Genomic DNA, 17,339 nt, shown 5'->3' with positions numbered 1-17,339 from the left:
TGCCAGGATGGCTGCACTTCTACAACCACCACCGGCCCCACAGCGCCACCGGAGCCCTACCCCCGATCAGCCGCCTGGACAACCTCGCTGGACATCACAGCTAGACGTCGCCGGGCACCCGGACGGCGTCCTCGGACTGGGGGGCCACGGCGAGCTGGGCGACCGCGGACAGCACCGCGTACCCGGCGCTGACCCCGGCGGCCCGGCGGAAGCGGCCCGACCACAGCAGGCCGGCCGGCGCCATGCTCGCGGCGTGCAGCCCGTCCAGGACGGCGCCGAACTGCACGGCCTGACGGGTGGGCCGGGCCACGATGAGCGCGTGCTGCACGACCGATCGGGCGCCCAGCACCCGCACGATCCAGCTGGCCGGTGCGCTGCGGCCGGGGGAGAAGGTGTCGACCACCCAGGACGGCGCCAGCGCCATGGTCAGCCCACCGGCACCCAGCACGACGGAGACGGCGCGGGTGCGGGCGTGCCGCTGGGAGCGGCTGGGCAGGCCGCTGCGGACCGGGCTGATCGAGGTCATGCCGGTCCCGCTACCCCGCGGTGGGGAGGTGGAACCGGTCTCAGCGGGCCCGGACCAGCAGCGGCTGGGACACCTCACCGAGGACGCCGCGCCGGTCGGAGAGCACCCCGGTGCACAGCCCGAGCCCGTTGTCGCCGATCCGGGTGCGGCAGGACAGGTGCACCCACTCGCCCTGCGCCTCCCGGGTGAGGTGCGCGGTCACCCCGGGCGGGATGGACAGCCAGGAGTCGATGGGCAGCTCGGCGGAGATCCCGTTGGCGGCGTCGGCGGCGATGAGCACCCGGTCGGTGCCGGTGAGCTCGACGCCCTCGACCAGCGGCACCCGCACCCGGGTCCAGACGTCGGCCGCACCGGTCTCGTGCGCGGAGCCCGCGGTGTACCGCCAGTCCAGCGCCTGCCCGTAGCCCCAGTCGCCCAGCTGCGGCAGCACCTGCGACCCCTCCTCCGGCACCGGGGGCGGGGCCACCTCGGGGGTCACGACCGGTGGCGTGGGGCCCGGTGCGAGCGACCACACGCGGGCGACGGCGACCGTCCGGCCGTCCACGGTCATCACCGCCTCGGTGAGGTCGATCCGCCGGCCCGGGCGCACCGGGGACACCTCGACGGTCAGCTCCCGGCGCGGGATGGCGCCGTAGAAGTCGACGCTGACCCGTGCCGTCTGCTGCCCGCCGGCCGCCTCCGCCGCCAGGTGCGCGAGCAGCGCGGAGGGCGGGCCGCCGTGCTGGGCCTCGCCGTCCCACGGGCTCTCGGTGGCCTTGGTGGGGGTGTAGCGGCCCTCGCCCAGCGGCAGGTAGAACGCGTCCATCCCCGGATCATGCACCGGGCCCGCGGGTCACCCCACGGTCAGGCAGCGCAGCCGCGCGTCGTTGCCGTCGGGGTCCACCAGCTGGGCGACGGCGCCCAGGTGCGGCTCCAGGGCGGCGATCTCGTGCTGCGGGGCGACGACGAGCAGCTGCAGGCCCACCCGGTCGCCGAGCTCCAGCGCCGCCCGGGTGACCTCGCGGCTCCACCGGTCCAGCACCAGCAGGCGCAGCCCGTCGTCCCCGCGGGTGGCCAGCTGGGCGGCGACCAGCACGGTCGCGGCCACGGTCTCCTCGCGGCGCCGCCGGTCCCCGGGCTTCGTCGAGGCGACCACGCCGGTGCCGTCGGCGCGCCACAGCTCGGCGACGTCGACGACGGACCAGGTGCGGACGTCGGTGACCCGCGCGGCCCACCCGGCGTCCCCGGTCAGCCGGGCCACCAGGGCGGTGACCCGCGCGACGAGGTCGTCGTCGGGGCGGCTGCCCAGGGTGTCGGCGACGGCGCGCAGCTCGGCGCGGAACGCGGCGACCTCGACCGACGTGCTCGCCCGCACGGTGAGGTGCAGGTGCCGGCCGGGCTCGACGTCGAGGCCGTAGAGCACCTCGTCGACGGCGCGGACCCGGGTGTGCACCTGGTCGGCCCGGCGGTCCAGCTCGGCCAGCAGGGAGGCCGCGTCCCGGACGACGCGCTCGGTGAGCTGCTCGTCGGCGGCGGCAGCCAGTGCGGGCAGCTCCTCGCGGCGCAGTCGGTCCCGCAGCGCCCGGACGTCGGCGACCGCGGCCACCGACGCCGTCACGCCGGGCAGGGCGGTGGGCCAGGCGTGCAGGAAGGCGGTCATCCCGGTGACGACCTGCTGCGCGGTCCGGGCGTGCGCGTCGTTGCGGCGGGTGTGCTCACCGGTGAGCTGGGCGCGCAGCTGCCGCTCGCGCTCGTCCATGTCGTCGGTGTCCACGGGCGGGCTGAAGGCGACCCCGGCCCGGCGGTCCAGTCGCTGCGGGGCGGTCTGGGCGGCGCCGAGCAGGGCCGCGGCGTGGTCCAGGACGGCGTCCAGCGCGGACCCGTCGTCGGTGCCCAGCCGGGTGCGGACGACGCCCAGCGTGCGGAAGGCCTCGTCCCGGGCGCCGGCGGCGGTGCCGCGCCGCTGCAGGGCGTCGGCCTGCGCGGCCTCCAGCTTGGCGACGTCCATCCGCAGGTCGGCCAGCGTCTCCTCGATCCGGGCCAGCGCGAGCGGCGCACGGCCGGCGTCAGCGATCCGGGCCTTGGTCTCGGCGATGGCCTCGACCGAGGAGCGCCAGTCGACGTCGCGCCAGTCGGCGAACAGCTCGACCCGGGCCAGGTCCCGGTCGCGGACGAGGGCGGCGGTGTGCGCGGCCGCCCACTCGTCCCGCCCGGCGACGGCGGTGTCGTGCCGGGCGCGGACCAGTTCGGCGCGCACCTCGAGCGTGGCGGCGCGGGCCAGGGAGGACCAGCCGAGCACGGCGTCGGGGTCGCGGGGGAGCGCGGGGCGGCGGCCGCCGGCGTCCTTGACGCGGCCGTCGCGGGCGACCGCCTGCGGGCTGCGGAGGAACTCGGTGTCGGTGTGCGCGCGCAGGTGCGGGGCCCGGCGGACGACCTCGCCCTCCAGCCAGGCGCCCGCGGGGCAGTCGGCCACCTGCACGACCGCGGCCAGCGTGCGGGCCGCGGGCAGCGGCGCCGTCGTCGGCAGCGGGTCGGGCAGCACGTGGTGGGGGAGCTCGAGGTCGGCCACCGCGGCGACGGCGGCGGCGTGCTCGGCGGGGACCAGCAGGCTGCCGGGCAGGTCGCCGAGGACGGCGGTGGCGGCCGGCAGCCAGGCCGGGTCGGTCACCGTCAGCAGCTCGCCGGCGAAGGGCAGCTCGACGCCCAGTCGTGCGGTGAGCCGGTCGCGCATCGCGGCCAGCGCCGGCGGCACGGTCTCCGAGCCCGCCCGGACGACGGCGGTCTCGCCCTCCAGGACGGCCAGCTGCCCGGCCAGCCCGGCGATCTCGGCGTCCAGTTCGCGGACCCGCACGGAGGTGTCGACGGTGCGCCGGCGGACCCGGGTGGACTCCTGGGCCACCTCCTCGCGGCGGGTGCGGAAGGCGTGCTCGTCGGTGACCCGGTCCAGGCCGGCGGTGGTCAGCAGCCGGTCCAGCACGTCGGCCCGGCCGCGGCGCTCGCGGCGCTGGGTGGCCAGGTCCCGCAGTCGGGTCTCCAGCCGGGTGAGCTGGTCCCCGCCCTTGCCGGCCCGCTCGACGGTGGCGTCGGCGACCCGGTCGCGGGCCTCGTCCAGCCGTTCCTGCACGTCGGCGAGCTCGCGGTCGGTCGCTGCGACCTCGGCGCGCAGCCGGGTCGCCCGGGTGGCGAGCAGGCGCTCCCGCCACCGGTCGGCCCAGTCGGGGAGCGCCAGCAGCTCGTCGTCGACGGAGGCCAGCTGCTCGGTGAGGGTGACCAGCCGGTCGGCGTCGTCGAGCACGGGGTCCAGCGCGGCGAGCTGGCCGCGGACGGCGGTGAGCGTCGTCGTCGTGCGGGTCAGGTCCTCGACGGAGCCGGCGAGCCGGTCGACCCAGCGGCCGACGTCTGCGGCGCCGAGCACCTGCTCCCGGACGACGGCGGCCAGGTCCCCGGCCGGGGTCGCGGCGGCGAGCAGCCGGGCGCCGTCGGCGTCCAGGCCGAGGCGGGCGCGGGAGACCCGGGCGTACTCGGCCGGGTCGGTGCAGACGACGACGTCCTCCCGGGCCGCCAGCCGGCGGGCGAGGGTCAGCGGGTCCCCGCCGAAGCCGGACAGGTCGCCGGCGATCGACAGGTCGCCGTCGGCGACGAAGGAGAACTGCTGGGGGGCGTCGTCGGCGCCGGCCCGCAGCCACAGCACCCGCCCCACGGTGACGTCGCCGAACACCGCGAGCACCGCGGACCACGTGGTGCCCGGGCGGAGCGCGACGGGCCGGGCGCCGCCGGTGGTCTCGTCCCGCTCGGTGCGCCAGTGCCCGCGGACCAGGGGGCGGAGGTCCGCCGCAGCGCCGTCGGTGGGCAGCAGGGTGCGCAGCGCGTCGACGACGGCGGTGCTGCCCGTGCCCAGGTCACCGGTGAGCAGGGTGTGCGCGCCCCCGGTGGGCAGCTGCCAGACGCGGCGGTCGAAGGGACCCCAGTTGAGCAGCTCGAGGCGGTGCAGCCGGGTGCCGGGTGCGGTCATCGGGCGTTCTCCCTGGTCGGGGTGGTGCGCAGCTGGGGGGTGGTCGGTGCGGTGCCGGCGCGGCGGTAGCGCACCCGGGGCACGGTGGCGGTGCGGTCGCGGCCGGCGGGGTCGGTCCACGTGACGTCGTCGGTGGCGTCGTCGACGACGACCTCGACGGCGTCGTCGGCCAGGGTCAGCCAGCCGACGAGCTCGGCCAGGCCGCCCTCGAGCGGCTGCTCGGCGAGGGCCTCGGCCAGCGGCTGCTCGCGCCGGCGGCGCAGCGCCTGGCGGACGACGGCGGTGAGCGGTCGGGCGGCCGGACCGGGGAGCTCGGGGACGACGCCGACCTCGAGGTCGCTGTCGACCCCGTCGCCGGTGAGCCCCTCGGGAGCGACGGGCGCGGTCTCACCGGCCACCGCGGTGGCCGCCGCCGGGGGTTCGGCGGCGGCGAGCCAGGCGTGGTGCGCGTCGGGCAGGCCCACCCGCGCCAGGACCGCACCGACGGCGTCCCGGCGGGCGGGGGAGAGCAGCGCGTCCGCGACCGCGCGGGACCCGGTGCCCTGCAGGTCGGCCAGCAGCCCCGCCACGGTGGCGACGACGAGCCGGCGCAGGTCCTCGGCGTCCGCGGCGGGCAGCGGGGCGATCCGGCCGGCCCGGACCCGGGCGATCTCGGCGTCCAGCTCGACCCGGCGGGCCAGCAGGTCGGCCAGCAGCACGCTGGGCTCGCTCTCCTGGGCCTGCGCCAGGGAACGGGCCAGCGCGACGGTGGCGTCGAGGCGGGCCACGGTCACCGGGCGGGGGTCGTGCGGGGCGGACACGGCGCGAGGCTAGGTCCGGTTCCGGCCGGATCCGGCTCGGCGCTCCGGGGTGGGACAGCTGAGACGTGAGGGGTGACGTGAGGGCCCCCGGCCACGTCGGCAGCCCGCGGACGGGCTCAGGTCACCGACACCAGGCTGGCGAACACCACGACGTTGTCCAGGTAGTCGCCGCTGTCCTCGTCGAAGGCGCCGCCGCAGGTGATCAGCCGGAGCCCGGCGATGCCGATGTCGCCGTAGACGTCGTCGGTGGGGAACTCGTCCTTGGGGTGCTCCTCGACCCGGTCGACGAGGAAGGTCAGCTGCGTCCCGTCGTCCCGGTCGACGACGACCTCGTCGCCGGGGACCAGTTCGCGCAGTCCGTAGAACGCGCCGGGCTCACCGGCCCAGTCGACGTGCCCGGCGAGCACTGCCGGGCCCAGCTCGCCCGGCGTGGGGCCGCCGTCGAACCAGCCGACCGGGTAGGCGCCGCGGGGCACCTCCATGGACCCGTCCCGCTCGAGACCGAGCTCGATCACCGACGAGGCGATGCCCAGGGCCGGGATCTGCACCCGGCTGGGGGTGCTGGGCCCGGTCTGCAGGACGAGGGGTGCCGTGACCGCCTGCTCGGCGGGAGTCGGGGCCGGCGCTGCCACCGGCAGGGCCGGTGCCGCGGCCGGCGCGGCGACGGCGGCCGGGACCTCGAGCCGGGCGGGTGCCGGGTCCTGCGGGAGGACGACGACCGCGGCCACCCCGGCAGCAGCCAGTGCGACCGAGGTGCCGGCCCAGACCCGGGACGCGACGGTGGCGCGCCGCCGTCGGCCGTACCGGGTGACGTGCGGCCGGTCCGCGGTGGGGAACGCGGTGGGGAGCATGCCGACGGGGGTCGGCAGGGGCGGGGGGTAGGACCCCCGGATGCGCACGGGACCGACCGCCCGGACCTCGATCGGGTCCGGGCGGTCGGTCTCGGGTGCGCGGTGCTGCACGGAGCGGCGCGGCGGTGTGGTGGTGCCGGCCGGTCAGGCGGTGGCGCGGGCGCTGCGCCGGGAGGCCACAGCCGCCCCGCCGGCGCCGACGACCGCGAGGCCGCCGAGGACGTAGGGCAGCACGGACGCCGCGTCGGAGGAGCCGTCGCCGGCAGCGACGCCACCGGTCGGACGGTTGGGGACCTGGGCCACGACGGCCGCCTGCCCCTCGTCCGAGGTGGCCGAACCGGCGGCGTACGCGAAGTTCTCGCAGGCGATGCCGTCGTCGTCCCGGTCCAGGCCGTTGGGGTCCGTCGGGTTGGCGACCAGGTTGGCCTGGGCCTCGGCCTGGGTCGCGAAGTCGTCGCAGTTCAGGTCGGCGGCCGACGCGGTGCCGGTCACGCCGAGGGACAGAGCGGCCGTGGCCAGGACGCCGAGGGCGAGGGAACGAGTGCGCATGGGGTGTCTCCCGTGGGGTGGTGGGCGTTCCCCTGGAGCTTGACCGGACGGTCTCGGTTCGGCTGGCGTGTCGCGCGGGCGAGTTCCGACACCTGCGGGTCCCCGGTTCGTCAGGTGTGGCCCACGTCTCCCTGGCCCCCGCCCGACGCCCGGGGTCAGGCCGTGGTCAGGCCGTGGTCGGGCCGGGTCACCGTGTCGACCCGCACCGGCAGCTGGTCGGCGGGCACCGGGCGGCCGAAGAGCCAGCCCTGTCCGCGGTCGGCGCCCAGTGCGGCGAGCCGGGCGCACTGCTCGTCGCTCTCGATGCCCTCGGCCAGCACGGTGATGCCCAGGGCGTCGGCCAGCCCGACGACGCCGGTGAGCAGCGCGGTGGGGGAGTCGACGCCGGTGACCGAGCGGTCCAGCTTGAGCACGCTGACCGGGTAGCGCTGCAGGTAGGCCAACGAGGTGTAGCCGGTGCCGAAGTCGTCCAGGCTGACCTGCACGCCGCTGTCGGCCAGTGCGCGCAGGGCGGCGACGCCGGCCTCGGTGGGCAGCTGGTCGTGCTCGGTGATCTCCAGGTGCAGCCGGTCCGCGGTGAGCCCGGTCGAGGCGAGGGCGGCGCGCACCCGGGCCTCCAGGTCGGGGTCGACCATGCTGGAGCGGCCCAGGTTGACGCTGACCGACCACGGCAGGCCCTGCTGCGCCCAGCCGGCGGCCACCGTGCAGGCCTGCTGCAGCACCCAGGTGTCCACCGCGGATCCGCGCCCCTGGACCTCGGCCAGCGGCAGGAAGTCGTCGGGCCCGATGAGGCCCCTGGTGGGGTGTGCCCAGCGGACCAGTGCCTCGCAGCCCAGCACCCGGCGGTCGCGCAGGGAGACCAGCGGCTGGAAGAGCAGGGTCAGCTCCCCGGCGCCGCGCTCCCCGCACACCAGGGCGCGCAGGTCCTCGGCCAGCGCCAGCCGGCCCAGGACGGCCTCGCGCTGCTCCGGGGCGAAGCGCGTCGTCGTCCCCCGGGCGGTGGCCTTGCTCGTGTACAGCGCGATGTCGGCGTCGGCCAGTGCGTGCGGCAGGGCGCTGGTGGTGGTGAGGTCCACCCAGCCCGAGCTGGCCCGGACGACGAAGAGCTGCTGGTGGGCACCGGTGTCCAGCACGAAGGACTGCAGGAAGGCCCGCTCGAGGAGGTCGGGCACGTCGGGTGCGCCGGGGCGCAGCAGGACGACGAACTCGTCGCCGCCGGAGCGGGCGACCGTCCCGGTGTCGCCGACGGCCTCGGCCAGCCGGTCGCCGACCCGGACCAGGAGCTGGTCGCCGGTCTCGTGGCCCCAGGTGTCGTTCACGTTCTTGAAGTCGTCGAGGTCCAGGGCGACCAGCCGGCCGATCGGTCCGCCGGTGTGCGCGGCGCCCAGCACCAGCGCGTCGAAGGCCTCCTGCAGGGCGCGCCGGTTGGCCAGCGAGGTGAGCGGGTCGCGGCGGGCGCGCTCCTCGCTGGTGCGCAGCGCCTGGGCGCCGCGGGCGACGGTCAGCGCGGCGACGACGGCGCCGGTGACCAGGTAGACCGACGTGGGCAGCCGCCCGGCCGGGTCGAAGGTGGCCAGCACGCAGGGCACCAGGAGCAGGGGCACCAGGCCCAGCACCCGGCCGGACTCCGAGCGCATCCGGCGCAGCCGGCCGGGGACGAACGCCTGCCGCATGCTCGGGTGCACCGACGCTGCGACGAAGAGCGTGGTGGCCAGCGCCCACAGGCTGTTGAGCGGGTGCGGCAGTGCGACGATGTGCGTGCCGGTGTTGGCCACGACGGCGTCGTACACGCAGGCCAGGACGCCGGCACCGACGAAGAGCTTCATGCTCAGGCCCAGCTCGGCGCGGGAGGCCACGAAGCGCAGCAGCAGGCAGGCCAGCACGACGTCGACCGGGGACCACCAGGCGCTGGGTGGTGCGTCGACGGCGGTGGCGGTCCGGACGGCCTGGGCGACCGCCAGGGCGAGCACGACGAGGACGACGAGCTGGTCGACCCGGCGTCCCCAGGTGGTGCGAGCCCACTCGCGGCGCTGCCTGCCCGGTCCGCGCCGGTGCAGGTCGAACAGCGTCGACACGACCGCGACGGCGACGAGGGTCCCGACGAACTGGGCGTCGAGGGCCAGCTCGGTCGTGGTGGCCGCGAAGGAGACGGCCCAGGCGACCAGCATGGCCGTGAGCAGGAACCAGGGCAGTCGGCGGGCGGGCCGGTACAGCCACAGCCCCAGCACCGGGGCGAGCGCGGCGAGGACGCACGCGGTCACCATCGCGGGCGGGCGGGTGGCCGGGAGCAGGGTCAGCAGGGTCATCGCCGCGGAGACGAGGACGACCGCGACCGGCAGCACGACCCGGACGCCACGCGGCACGGCCGCGGGGTCGTTCCGGGTCTCGGTCACGGGGGAGACGTCGGCACCGGGGGTGCGGGCCTTGACCCGGGACGGGCACCGGTCCACCGATGGGGGTGGTCGGTCCGGTCACGTCCGCCGTCCCCCGACCGGGTGGCCCGGCGCTGCCGCGGGGGTGACGCCGCGCCATCGAGGCCGGTCAGTGGCGTGCGGTGACCGTGGACAGGTGCTCCGGGTGTCCTCCCGGCGGACCGGAGGCCCCTGTGAGCACGGTGCTCGACCCGACCCGGGTCGACGGGCCGGTCAGGGGCAGGTCTCCTCGCGCTCGACCACGCCCAGGTCGATGGCGCCCTCGACGTCCCCGGTCACCTGCTGGCCGGCCGGCACGTTCTGGTCGCAGACCACCCAGTCGGAGTCCACGACCTGGTTGCGGGAGCCGAGCAGGTCGTGGGACACGCTGAGGAAGACGCCGTACGGCTGGGGGCGGGGGCGGGCGCGGGTGTCGTGGGCGCCACGGTCGACGTCGGTGCGACGGCCGCGGCCGAGGTGACGGGCGCCGGCGGCAGCCCCGTGTGCCCCTCCCGTGTTCCTGGGCACTAGTGGCGGGCCCCGACGCGACCCCGTCACGTGCGTCGGATAGACAGTGACCATGACCGATGCGTTCACCCTCACCGACGCCGGCTGGCTCTCCCGCGAGGAGATGGACTCCGCCCGTGAACGGCTGCCGATCCTGTACGTGGACGCGGTCCCCGTGCGGGTCGACGACCACGGCGTGGTGACGGCGGTCGGGCTGCTGCTGCGGGCCGGTGAGGACGGCCAGATCAAGCGGGCCCTCGTCTCGGGTCGCGTGCTGTACCACGAGCGCGTGCGGACGGCGCTGATCCGGCACCTGGAGAAGGACCTCGGTCCGCTGGCCCTGCCGCGGGTGCCCCCGGCGCCGCAGCCCTTCACGATCGCCGAGTACTTCCCGACCCCGGGGGTCACGCCCTTCCACGACCCGCGCCAGCACGCCGTCTCGCTGGCCTACGTCGTCCCGGTCGAGGGTGACTGCGCGCCGCAGCAGGACGCGCTGGAGCTGACCTGGTTCAGCCCCGAGGAGGTCCGGGAGCCCGGCGTCCTCGCGGAGCTCGCCAACGGGCAGAGCCACCTCGTGCTGCAGGCCCTGGCCCACCTCGGCGTCTGAGGCCTGTCGTTGCTCCGGCAACGACAGAGCGTGTGCGTGGCCAAGGCTGAAGGTCGGTAGCCCCCGGGAGTTGCTACAGCAACGTTAAGCTCCTGTCGATGACCCAGGAAGCGCCGCCGGACCGGTAGCGCTGCTGCAGCAACGACAGGGAGCTCAGATGGCCGCACCGAGACGGCGGGAGAAGACCTCGACCGGGGGGCTGGCCGACGCCGGCGCATTGGTCCGGGACCGGCGGCTGCAGCTCGGGCTCACCCAGCTCGACCTGGCCGAGCTCGCCGGCGTCGGGGTCTCCTCGGTCCGCGGCCTGGAGGCCGGCCGGGAGTCGGTCACCCTGGTGATCGCGCTCGCCGTCCTCGAGGCGCTGGGGCTGGGGCTGGGCGTCGGCCCGCGCCCCTCGCTGCGGTCGGCCCGCGACGTGCTGCTGCTGGAACCCCGGTGAGCGACCTCCGGGAGGTGCTGGTCGCCGACGTGCACAAGGCCGGGCGGCTGGCCGGCACGCTCACCCGCGACGGGGACGACGTCGTCTTCGCCCACGATGCGGGCTACCTCGCCGACCCCGACGCGCCCCCGGTCGCCAGCACCCTGCCGCTCACCCCGGAGCCCGTGCGGGCCGGCGCCGGCTCGGCGCCGGCCTTCTTCGCCGGCCTGCTCCCCGAGGGCGCCCGGCTGCAGGCGATCACCCGCGGCGCGCACACCTCCGCCGACGACCACCTCACCCTGCTGCTGCTCGTCGGCGCCGACACCATCGGCGACGTCCAGGTGACCGAGCACGGCCGACCACCGGTCGAGGCGGCCCCGCTGCTGGACACCGGCGCCCCCGACGTCGACTTCACCGACCTCTTCGCCCGGGCCACCTCGACCGACCCGGCCCGGGTCGACCGGGTGGCGCTGCCCGGCGTCCAGGTCAAGGTCTCGGCCGCCGTCGTCTCCACCCCGCTGGGCACCGACGTCGGCCCGGCGATCCTGAAGCTGGACCCCGAGGGCTGGCCGCGGCTGGTGGCCAACGAGCACTTCTTCCTCTCCCTGGCCGGCTCCTGCGGGCTGCCGACCCCGGGGCACCGGCTGATGACCGACCGGCACGGCCGGCAGGGGCTGCTGGTGGAGCGCTTCGACCGGGTCGTCGTCCCCGGCGGACCGCCCCGGCGGCTGCCGCAGGAGGACGCCTGCCAGGTGCTCGGCCGCTACCCGGCCGCCAAGTACCGGGTGTCGTTGCAGGAGGCGGCCCTCGCCCTGGCCGACGCCGTGGAGCGCGGCGGGGGGTCCCGGCCGCTGGCGCTGAGGCGGGTGCTCGAGACCGCGGCGCTGTCCTACATGGTCGGCAACGGCGACCTGCACGGCAAGAACCTCTCGGTCCGGCAGGCCCCCGACGGGCTGTGGGAGGTCACCCCGGTCTACGACCTGCTGTGCACCCAGCCCTACGCCGGCTGGGCCGACCCGATGGCGGTCCCGCTGTACGGCCGGGCGAACCGGCTCGGCCGGCGGTGGTGGCTGGACGCGGCGCAGCGCTGGGGGCTCCCCGAGCGGGCCGTCGCCCGGTCGCTGGACCGGATCGCCGCTGCTGTCCTGCCCTGGGCCGACCGGGTCGGGGAGATCGGCTTCGACGACGCCACCTCCGACCGGCTGGCCGCCCTGCTCCGGGAGCGGGCGGGCGAGCTGACCGGCTGAACCACCCCGCTCAGGCGGGGACGGCGACCACGTCGGTGGCGGGGGCGTCGTCGGTGACGGGGACGTCGTCGGTGACGGGACCGTCGTCGGTGAGGACGACGCTCTCGCGCAGCAGCCGGGCCTCGGACACCGGCCGGCCGAACAGCCAGCCCTGCCCGCAGTCGACGCCGAGCGCGGCCAGGTGGGCGCACTGCTCGTCGGTCTCGACGCCCTCGGCGAGCACGGTGATGCCCAGGGCGTCGGCGAGCGCGACGACCCCGGACAGCAGGGCGGGGGAGCGGTCGTCCCCGGTGACGGAGCGGTCCAGCTTGAGGACGCTGACCGGGTAGCGCTGCAGGTAGGCCAGCGAGGTGTAGCCCACGCCGAAGTCGTCCAGGTGCACCCCGACGCCGTCGGCGGCCAGGTCGTGCAGCGCCTGGACCCCGGCCCCGACGGGGAGCGCGTCGTGCTCGGTGATCTCCAGGTGCAGCCGGTCGGCGGGCAGGCCGGTGTCGCGCAGCGTCGTCCGGACCCGGGCGGCGAGGCCGGCGTCGACCATGCTGGAGCGGCCCAGGTTGACGCTGACCGACCAGGGCAGGCCCTGGCCGAACCAGCGGGCGGCGGCGGCGCAGGCGGTGCGCAGCACCCAGGCGTCGACGGCGGCACCGTCGCCGCGGCGCTCGGCCAGCGGCAGGAACGTGTCGGGGTAGACCAGCCCGCGGGTGGGGTGCGCCCAGCGGACCAGCGCCTCGACGCCGACGAGCTCGCGGCCGGGCAGGGACACCTGCGGCTGGTACTCCAGGACGAGCCGTCCGGCGTCCGGGGAGCCCTGCAGCATCCGGCCCAGGTCGGCGGCCAGGCCCAGCTCGCCGAGGACCTGCTCGCGCAGGGCGGGGGAGAAGCGGGTCGCGGTGCCGCGGGCGTCGGCCTTGCTGGCGTACAGCGCGACGTCGGCGTCGGCGAGGGTGAGCGGCAGCCGGTCGCCGGGGCGCAGGTCGAGCCAGCCGGCGCTGGCCCGCACGGTCTGCAGCTGGTCGGACAACCGGGTGCCCAGCCGGACCGGCTCGGCGAACGCGGTCGCCACGACGTCGTCGACCGCGGGTGCGCCCGGGCCGAGCAGCAGCACGAACTCGTCGCCGCCGGAGCGGGCGACCAGGCCGGCGTCGCCGACGGCGTCCACCAGTCGTTGGCCGACGGCCACCAGCAGCCGGTCGCCGACCTCGTGGCCCAGCGTGTCGTTGACGCCCTTGAAGTCGTCGAGGTCCAGCAGGACCAGACGGCCGACCGCGTCGGCGGGTGCCGGGCGCAGCAGCTGCGCGTCGAAGGCGGCCTGTAGTCCCCGGCGGTTCGCGAGGCCGGTGAGCGGGTCGCGGTCGGCCCGCCGGTCGCTGTCGGCCACCGACTGGGCGCCGCGGGCGATGCCCAGGGCGCCGATGACGGCGCCCACGGCGAGGTACCAGGCGGTCGGCAGCTCGGAGCTGCTGGACAGCAGCCACAGCAGCGGCGGGACCAGCACCAGCGGCAGCAGGCCGGCGAGCCGGGCGGACTCCGAGCGGCGTCGCGGCGGACGGGTGACGTCGAAGGTGGCGACCATGCTGGGGTGCAGGGCGGCACCGACCAGGGCGCACATGCCCAGGACCCACAGCACGCCCAGCGGGTGCCCCGGACCCACCACGCGGACCCCGGTGTCGGCGACCAGGCAGTCGTACACCGCGAGGACTCCGCCGCCGGTGATCAGCAGGGCCGGCCCCGGACGCCAGGCCCGGGAGGCGATGAGGCGCAGCACGACGCAGGCCAGCACCACGTCGAAGGGGGCGCCGGCCGCGGCCAGTGGGAGGTCCGCGGAGGCCACCGAGGCGACCACCTGGACGCCGGCCAGCACCATCACGACCAGCACCAGGACCTGGTCGGTGCGTCGTCCCCAGCGCTGGGCGGCGGTGGACCCGCCGTCGGGCTCGGGCTGGCCGTTCGCGACGTCGGAGGGTCGGCGGAAGAGGACGGTGACCAGCGCCAGGCCGACGCCGATGCCGCTGACGGACAGGCCGGTGGCCCAGCCCGCGGAGCCGGCGGTGTGGGCGAACTGGGCGGCGGTCAGGAGGCCGGTCATCGCCGCCACCCCGACCCACGGCCAGCGCTGTTCGGGGCGGTGCCGGGTCAGGCCGACGAGCGGGGCGAGCGAGGCGAGCACGGAGACCACCAGGACGGCCGCCACCCGGGTGTCCGGGACGGCGGCCAGCGGCAGCGCGACGACGGCGAGGGCCACGGGCAGGAGCCAGCGGACGCCGTCGCCGGCGCGGTGCCGGAGGGTGGTCGGGAGGTGCACGGGTGCATCTTCGGCAGCGGGGTCGGTGCAGGTGAAGGGGACTTACAGCTGTCACCCCAGCACGGGTGAGCAGGCCGGGTCAGTCGGCGACGGCGGACGGGGCCTCGGGGAGCCGGTAGGCGTCGGCGGGCGGTCGCCCGAAGGAGCCCAGTGCTCCGCCGACGAGGCCGCCCACGCGTTGCGCGGGCCGGCTGGCGGCCAGCCGGAGGGCGGCCCACAGGAGCGCACGGCCCCGGTCCGTCCGCGGGTTGGCGAGGCCGGGGGTGCCCGGAGGCAGGGACTGCGCCTTCGCGACGAAGGGCCGCATCCGCTGCTCGAAGTCGGCCAGGCCGGCCCGGTGGTCGGGGGTGGCGGCCAGGGACGCGGCGAGCGTGTAGGCACCGGACAGGGCCAGCGTGGTGCCGATGCCGCTGACCGGGGTGGCGCACCAGGCGGCGTCCCCGACCAGCGCGATGCGCCCGGCCGACCAGGAGGGTAGGTGCATCTGGGCCAGGTCCTCGAAGTAGAACGGTGCGCCGTCGGCGAGGGCGTCCAGGATGCGCGGGGCGCCCCACGGCACGTCCTGGAAGGCCCGTCGCAGCACGGTGGCCTGGCCGGCGCTGTCCAGTTCGTCCAGCCCGCGGGTGTCGGTCATCAGGTTGACCGCGGCGCGGATGGTGCCGACGTCGTCCGGGCGCAGCGAGACCCCGCGGCCGCGGCCGGCCACGTACCAGCGCCACCAGTCGGTGTCGTCGTCCTGGCGCGGGATGGTCAGGTAGGCGATGACCATGCCCAGGTGCTGCTTGCGGGCCTCGGGGAAGGCGAGTGCACGGGTGCGGGAGTTGACGCCCTCTGCCAGCACGACGAGGTCGAAGCGCTCCTGGGCGCCGGAGGCGAAGGTGACGTCGACCCCGTTGGCGTCCTGGTCCAGGCCGCGGACCTGGTCGCCGAAGCGGTACTCGACGTCGTGCTCGGTGGCGTCGAACAGCAGCTGGCCCAGCCGGCCGCGGAGGATCTCCAGCTCTGCGGTGGGGCCGGACGTGTCGTCGGTGCCGGCCGGGAACGCGGCGATGTCCCGGCCCCGGTCGTCGACGAATGCGGTGCCCTGCTCACCCGTGGTCGCGGCCAGGGCGGCGTCCTCGAGGCCCATCCGGCGCAGCACCTCGCGGGCGGCGCCGCGGACGTCGACGTTCTGGCCCTCCTCGCGGAGGCCGTCGGTGCGCTCGACGACGGTCACGGCGTAGCCGGCGCGGGCCAGCCAGAAGGCGAGGGTGGGGCCGGCGACGCTGGCGCCGGAGACGAGCACGGTCGGGGGCATGCCGACAGTCAACGGGCTCACAGCTCACAGTGCCGGTCGCGGAGCCCGACACGGTCCTGGTGTGGTCGTCGCCCAGGTCCTCGACGTCTCTGGCTGGGGGACGGTGCAGCTGGAGGCGAGAGGCAGCGGGTCCAACCAGTGGCGGCTCGACCCGGACGGAGCCCTCTGGCTGTACAAGGCCACGCGCGTGGCGTCGCACACCGGAGAGCTCCAGGGTGAGGACTGGGCGGAGAAGCTCGTCGAATCACTGGCTCGCGCGCTCGGCCTGCCAAGGGCGCAGATCGAGTTGGCCACGAGAGCCGAGGCAGGCGAGGTCGAGCCCGGAGTCGTCTCGCGTGACCTCAAGCTGCCCGACACGGATTTCCAGAACGGTGCCAACCTGCTGGCTGACGTGCCTGACTACCGCTACCGCGACAGCCTGAACCGTCCGCCGAAGAACCACGTGGGCCACTCGGTCGTGAACGTCGTCGAGCAGCTGGGGCGCCACGGGGTCGGGCCGCCCCCTCAGCTCGCTGGTTCGGAGCTGTCTGCGGTGGACGTGTTCGCCGGCTACCTCGTTCTCGATGCCTGGGTGGGGAACTTGGACGGGCACGAGGAGAACTGGGCTGTGCTCCGAGCCCTCGACGGGACGATGACACTGGCGCCCACCTACGACCACGGTGCTGCGCTGGGCTCGTCCCTCACCGAAGAGCGAAGGTCGAGGCTCGCCGAGGACAGGGCAGGGCTCGAGAGCTTCGCTGAGCGCGGATTCGGCCGGAAGTTCGAGGACGGAGCCAAGGTGCCGCTGACCACTTTGGCTGCTCAGGCGCTTGACCTTGCGGCGCCACGAGCACGCGACCGCTGGCTCGGCCGTCTGGAGACCGTCGGTCGTGACGCAGTCCACGGTCTGATCGCCGACGTCCCGCGAATGTCAGACCCTGCTCGTACGTTCTGCGAGAACCTCGTGGAGATCAACCGAGAGAGGATCCTCCGTGTCTGTCGATGACCTGACTGTCCCGTTGCAGTCGCACGGGCTCGCACAGCGCCGACTCCTCGTGACGGAGCAGGACAGCGAGCACTTCTACCGCCCCGTCGGTTTCCTCAGCGTGACCCCCGGTGCGGAAACCGACCGGTACACCTTCGAGTACCTCCGATCGGCCGTGCGGCGGGAGGGCTTTCGTCCTTTCCTCGGCTTTGCGGACGTCGGCCGGGTGTACCGGTCCGACGGGCTGTTCCCGCTCTTCGCCGAGCGGATCATGGACCCGCGGCGACCCGAGCATCCTGTGTTCCTGGCTGCCCTGGACCTGTCCGGGGAGGTGACCCCTCTCGAGGTGCTCGCCCGTTCCGGAGGTCAGCGAACAGGCGACGGCATCATGTTGCTGCCCGTGCCTGAGGTGCAGCCCGATGGCGCCACCCACTGCTTCTTCCTCGTACACGGGGTGCGCCACGTCGAAGGTGCGGACGAGCGCGTCGGTCGCTTGTCCGCGGGTACGGCGCTGGCTCTCCAGCCCCAACCCGACAACCGGTGGAACCCGCACGCCCAGTTGGTGGTGGAGGGTGAGGGACAGCCGCTGGGCTACGTCCCTGACGCGCTGCTCGAGTACGTGATGTCGGTGGACGGCGCCCGGCTCACTGTCGCCCGGGTCAACGGTCCTGAGGTCGGCAGTCGGCTGCGACTGCTCGTCCGGCTGGACGGGTCGGTGGATCCGCAGCGGCCGCCCTTTTCCGGGCCCCTGTGGGACACCGTCACCGAGTTCGCCTGAGATGCTCCTATGCCTCGTCAAGTGGTCAGGACGTGGTGGATCTCGCGGGCGATGTAGCGCTTGAGGCAGCGGATGATCTCGAGGTTGCTGA

At 75.8% G+C, this 17,339-nt stretch carries 15 protein-coding genes and 1 pseudogene; 6 read left to right on the top strand and 10 right to left on the bottom strand.

Annotated elements, in window-relative coordinates; genetic code table 11:
- Nucleotides 1–104: pseudogene (locus ASG41_RS23625) on the top strand (IS481 family transposase); the annotation flags it as partial.
- Here the strand turns inward: ASG41_RS23625 and ASG41_RS12290 are convergent.
- From ASG41_RS12290 to ASG41_RS23620, 8 genes are all read right to left on the bottom strand, one after another.
- A complete protein-coding gene (locus ASG41_RS12290) occupies nt 101–526 on the bottom strand; it encodes a hypothetical protein (RefSeq protein WP_056294995.1) in 426 nt (141 codons plus the stop codon). The pseudogene ASG41_RS23625 and the gene ASG41_RS12290 overlap by 4 nt on opposite strands.
- A 40-nt stretch (nt 527–566) precedes the next feature.
- Nucleotides 567–1,331 (bottom strand): thioesterase family protein, encoded by a 765-nt coding sequence (locus ASG41_RS12285; protein ID WP_200938854.1) that lies wholly within the window; start codon nt 1,329–1,331, stop codon nt 567–569.
- Nucleotides 1,332–1,358: 27 nt separating this feature from the next.
- The gene (locus ASG41_RS12280) at nt 1,359–4,517 is read right to left on the bottom strand and encodes an ATP-binding protein (RefSeq protein ID WP_056294988.1); all 3,159 of its coding nucleotides are present in this window, start codon (nt 4,515–4,517) and stop codon (nt 1,359–1,361) included.
- Entirely contained in the window at nt 4,514–5,317 is an 804-nt protein-coding gene (locus ASG41_RS12275) for a DUF3375 family protein (protein WP_082556877.1), read from the bottom strand. The genes ASG41_RS12280 and ASG41_RS12275 overlap by 4 nt, the downstream gene beginning before the upstream one ends.
- Nucleotides 5,318–5,433: 116 nt before the next feature.
- Nucleotides 5,434–6,168 carry a class F sortase gene (locus tag ASG41_RS12270; RefSeq protein WP_082556879.1) on the bottom strand — a complete coding sequence of 245 codons (735 nt, stop codon included), beginning with the start codon at nt 6,166–6,168 and terminating at the stop codon, nt 5,434–5,436.
- 144 nt (nt 6,169–6,312) lie between these two features.
- Nucleotides 6,313–6,717, bottom strand: coding sequence for an excalibur calcium-binding domain-containing protein (locus ASG41_RS12265; protein ID WP_056294982.1), 405 nt, complete (start codon nt 6,715–6,717; stop codon nt 6,313–6,315).
- A 155-nt stretch (nt 6,718–6,872) separates the two neighbouring features.
- Entirely contained in the window at nt 6,873–9,110 is a 2,238-nt protein-coding gene (locus ASG41_RS12260; RefSeq protein WP_157519387.1) for a bifunctional diguanylate cyclase/phosphodiesterase, read from the bottom strand.
- 252 nt (nt 9,111–9,362) lie between these two features.
- Nucleotides 9,363–9,515, bottom strand: coding sequence for a hypothetical protein (locus ASG41_RS23620; RefSeq protein WP_157519385.1), 153 nt, complete (start codon nt 9,513–9,515; stop codon nt 9,363–9,365).
- 193 nt (nt 9,516–9,708) lie between these two features.
- Here ASG41_RS23620 and ASG41_RS12250 point away from each other — a divergent pair, with 193 nt between their 5' ends.
- From ASG41_RS12250 to ASG41_RS12240, 3 genes are all read left to right on the top strand, one after another.
- Nucleotides 9,709–10,242 (top strand): NUDIX hydrolase family protein, encoded by a 534-nt coding sequence (locus ASG41_RS12250; RefSeq protein WP_056294997.1) that lies wholly within the window; start codon nt 9,709–9,711, stop codon nt 10,240–10,242.
- A gap of 157 nt (nt 10,243–10,399) precedes the next feature.
- Nucleotides 10,400–10,681, top strand: coding sequence for a helix-turn-helix domain-containing protein (locus tag ASG41_RS12245; protein ID WP_056294973.1), 282 nt, complete (start codon nt 10,400–10,402; stop codon nt 10,679–10,681).
- Nucleotides 10,678–11,907 carry a type II toxin-antitoxin system HipA family toxin gene (locus ASG41_RS12240; RefSeq protein WP_056294970.1) on the top strand — a complete coding sequence of 410 codons (1,230 nt, stop codon included), beginning with the start codon at nt 10,678–10,680 and terminating at the stop codon, nt 11,905–11,907. Before ASG41_RS12245 ends, ASG41_RS12240 begins: the two co-directional genes overlap by 4 nt.
- A 10-nt stretch (nt 11,908–11,917) precedes the next feature.
- Here ASG41_RS12240 and ASG41_RS12235 read toward each other — a convergent pair whose 3' ends face one another.
- Nucleotides 11,918–14,209 carry a bifunctional diguanylate cyclase/phosphodiesterase gene (locus tag ASG41_RS12235; protein ID WP_056294967.1) on the bottom strand — a complete coding sequence of 764 codons (2,292 nt, stop codon included), beginning with the start codon at nt 14,207–14,209 and terminating at the stop codon, nt 11,918–11,920.
- A gap of 79 nt (nt 14,210–14,288) precedes the next feature.
- Entirely contained in the window at nt 14,289–15,506 is a 1,218-nt protein-coding gene (locus ASG41_RS12230; RefSeq protein ID WP_056294964.1) for an FAD-dependent monooxygenase, read from the bottom strand.
- A gap of 61 nt (nt 15,507–15,567) precedes the next feature.
- Between ASG41_RS12230 and ASG41_RS12225 the strand changes: the two genes are divergently transcribed.
- Together ASG41_RS12225 and ASG41_RS12220 are read left to right on the top strand one after the other, a co-directional pair.
- Nucleotides 15,568–16,491, top strand: coding sequence for a hypothetical protein (locus ASG41_RS12225; RefSeq protein WP_056294958.1), 924 nt, complete (start codon nt 15,568–15,570; stop codon nt 16,489–16,491).
- Nucleotides 16,478–17,248 (top strand): HIRAN domain-containing protein, encoded by a 771-nt coding sequence (locus ASG41_RS12220; RefSeq protein WP_056294955.1) that lies wholly within the window; start codon nt 16,478–16,480, stop codon nt 17,246–17,248. The genes ASG41_RS12225 and ASG41_RS12220 overlap by 14 nt, the downstream gene beginning before the upstream one ends.
- Nucleotides 17,249–17,339: the final 91 nt, after the last annotated feature.

The sequence above is a fragment of the Modestobacter sp. Leaf380 genome, from assembly GCF_001424485.1.
Taxonomy (GTDB): Bacteria; Actinomycetota; Actinomycetes; order Mycobacteriales; family Geodermatophilaceae; genus Klenkia.
Note: the sequence above shows the minus strand (reverse complement) of the source record. Positions and strands in the feature narration are given on the sequence as shown.

Coding starts and splice junctions, on each gene's coding strand:
- ASG41_RS12265 (WP_056294982.1), bottom strand. CDS start 6,717: ATGCGCACTCGTTCCCTCGCCCTCGGCGTCCTGGCCACGGCCGCTCTG.
- ASG41_RS12245 (WP_056294973.1), top strand. CDS start 10,400: ATGGCCGCACCGAGACGGCGGGAGAAGACCTCGACCGGGGGGCTGGCC.
- ASG41_RS12285 (WP_200938854.1), bottom strand. CDS start 1,331: ATGGACGCGTTCTACCTGCCGCTGGGCGAGGGCCGCTACACCCCCACC.
- ASG41_RS12290 (WP_056294995.1), bottom strand. CDS start 526: ATGACCTCGATCAGCCCGGTCCGCAGCGGCCTGCCCAGCCGCTCCCAG.
- ASG41_RS12270 (WP_082556879.1), bottom strand. CDS start 6,168: ATGCTCCCCACCGCGTTCCCCACCGCGGACCGGCCGCACGTCACCCGG.
- ASG41_RS12280 (WP_056294988.1), bottom strand. CDS start 4,517: ATGACCGCACCCGGCACCCGGCTGCACCGCCTCGAGCTGCTCAACTGG.
- ASG41_RS12230 (WP_056294964.1), bottom strand. CDS start 15,506: ATGCCCCCGACCGTGCTCGTCTCCGGCGCCAGCGTCGCCGGCCCCACC.
- ASG41_RS12250 (WP_056294997.1), top strand. CDS start 9,709: ATGACCGATGCGTTCACCCTCACCGACGCCGGCTGGCTCTCCCGCGAG.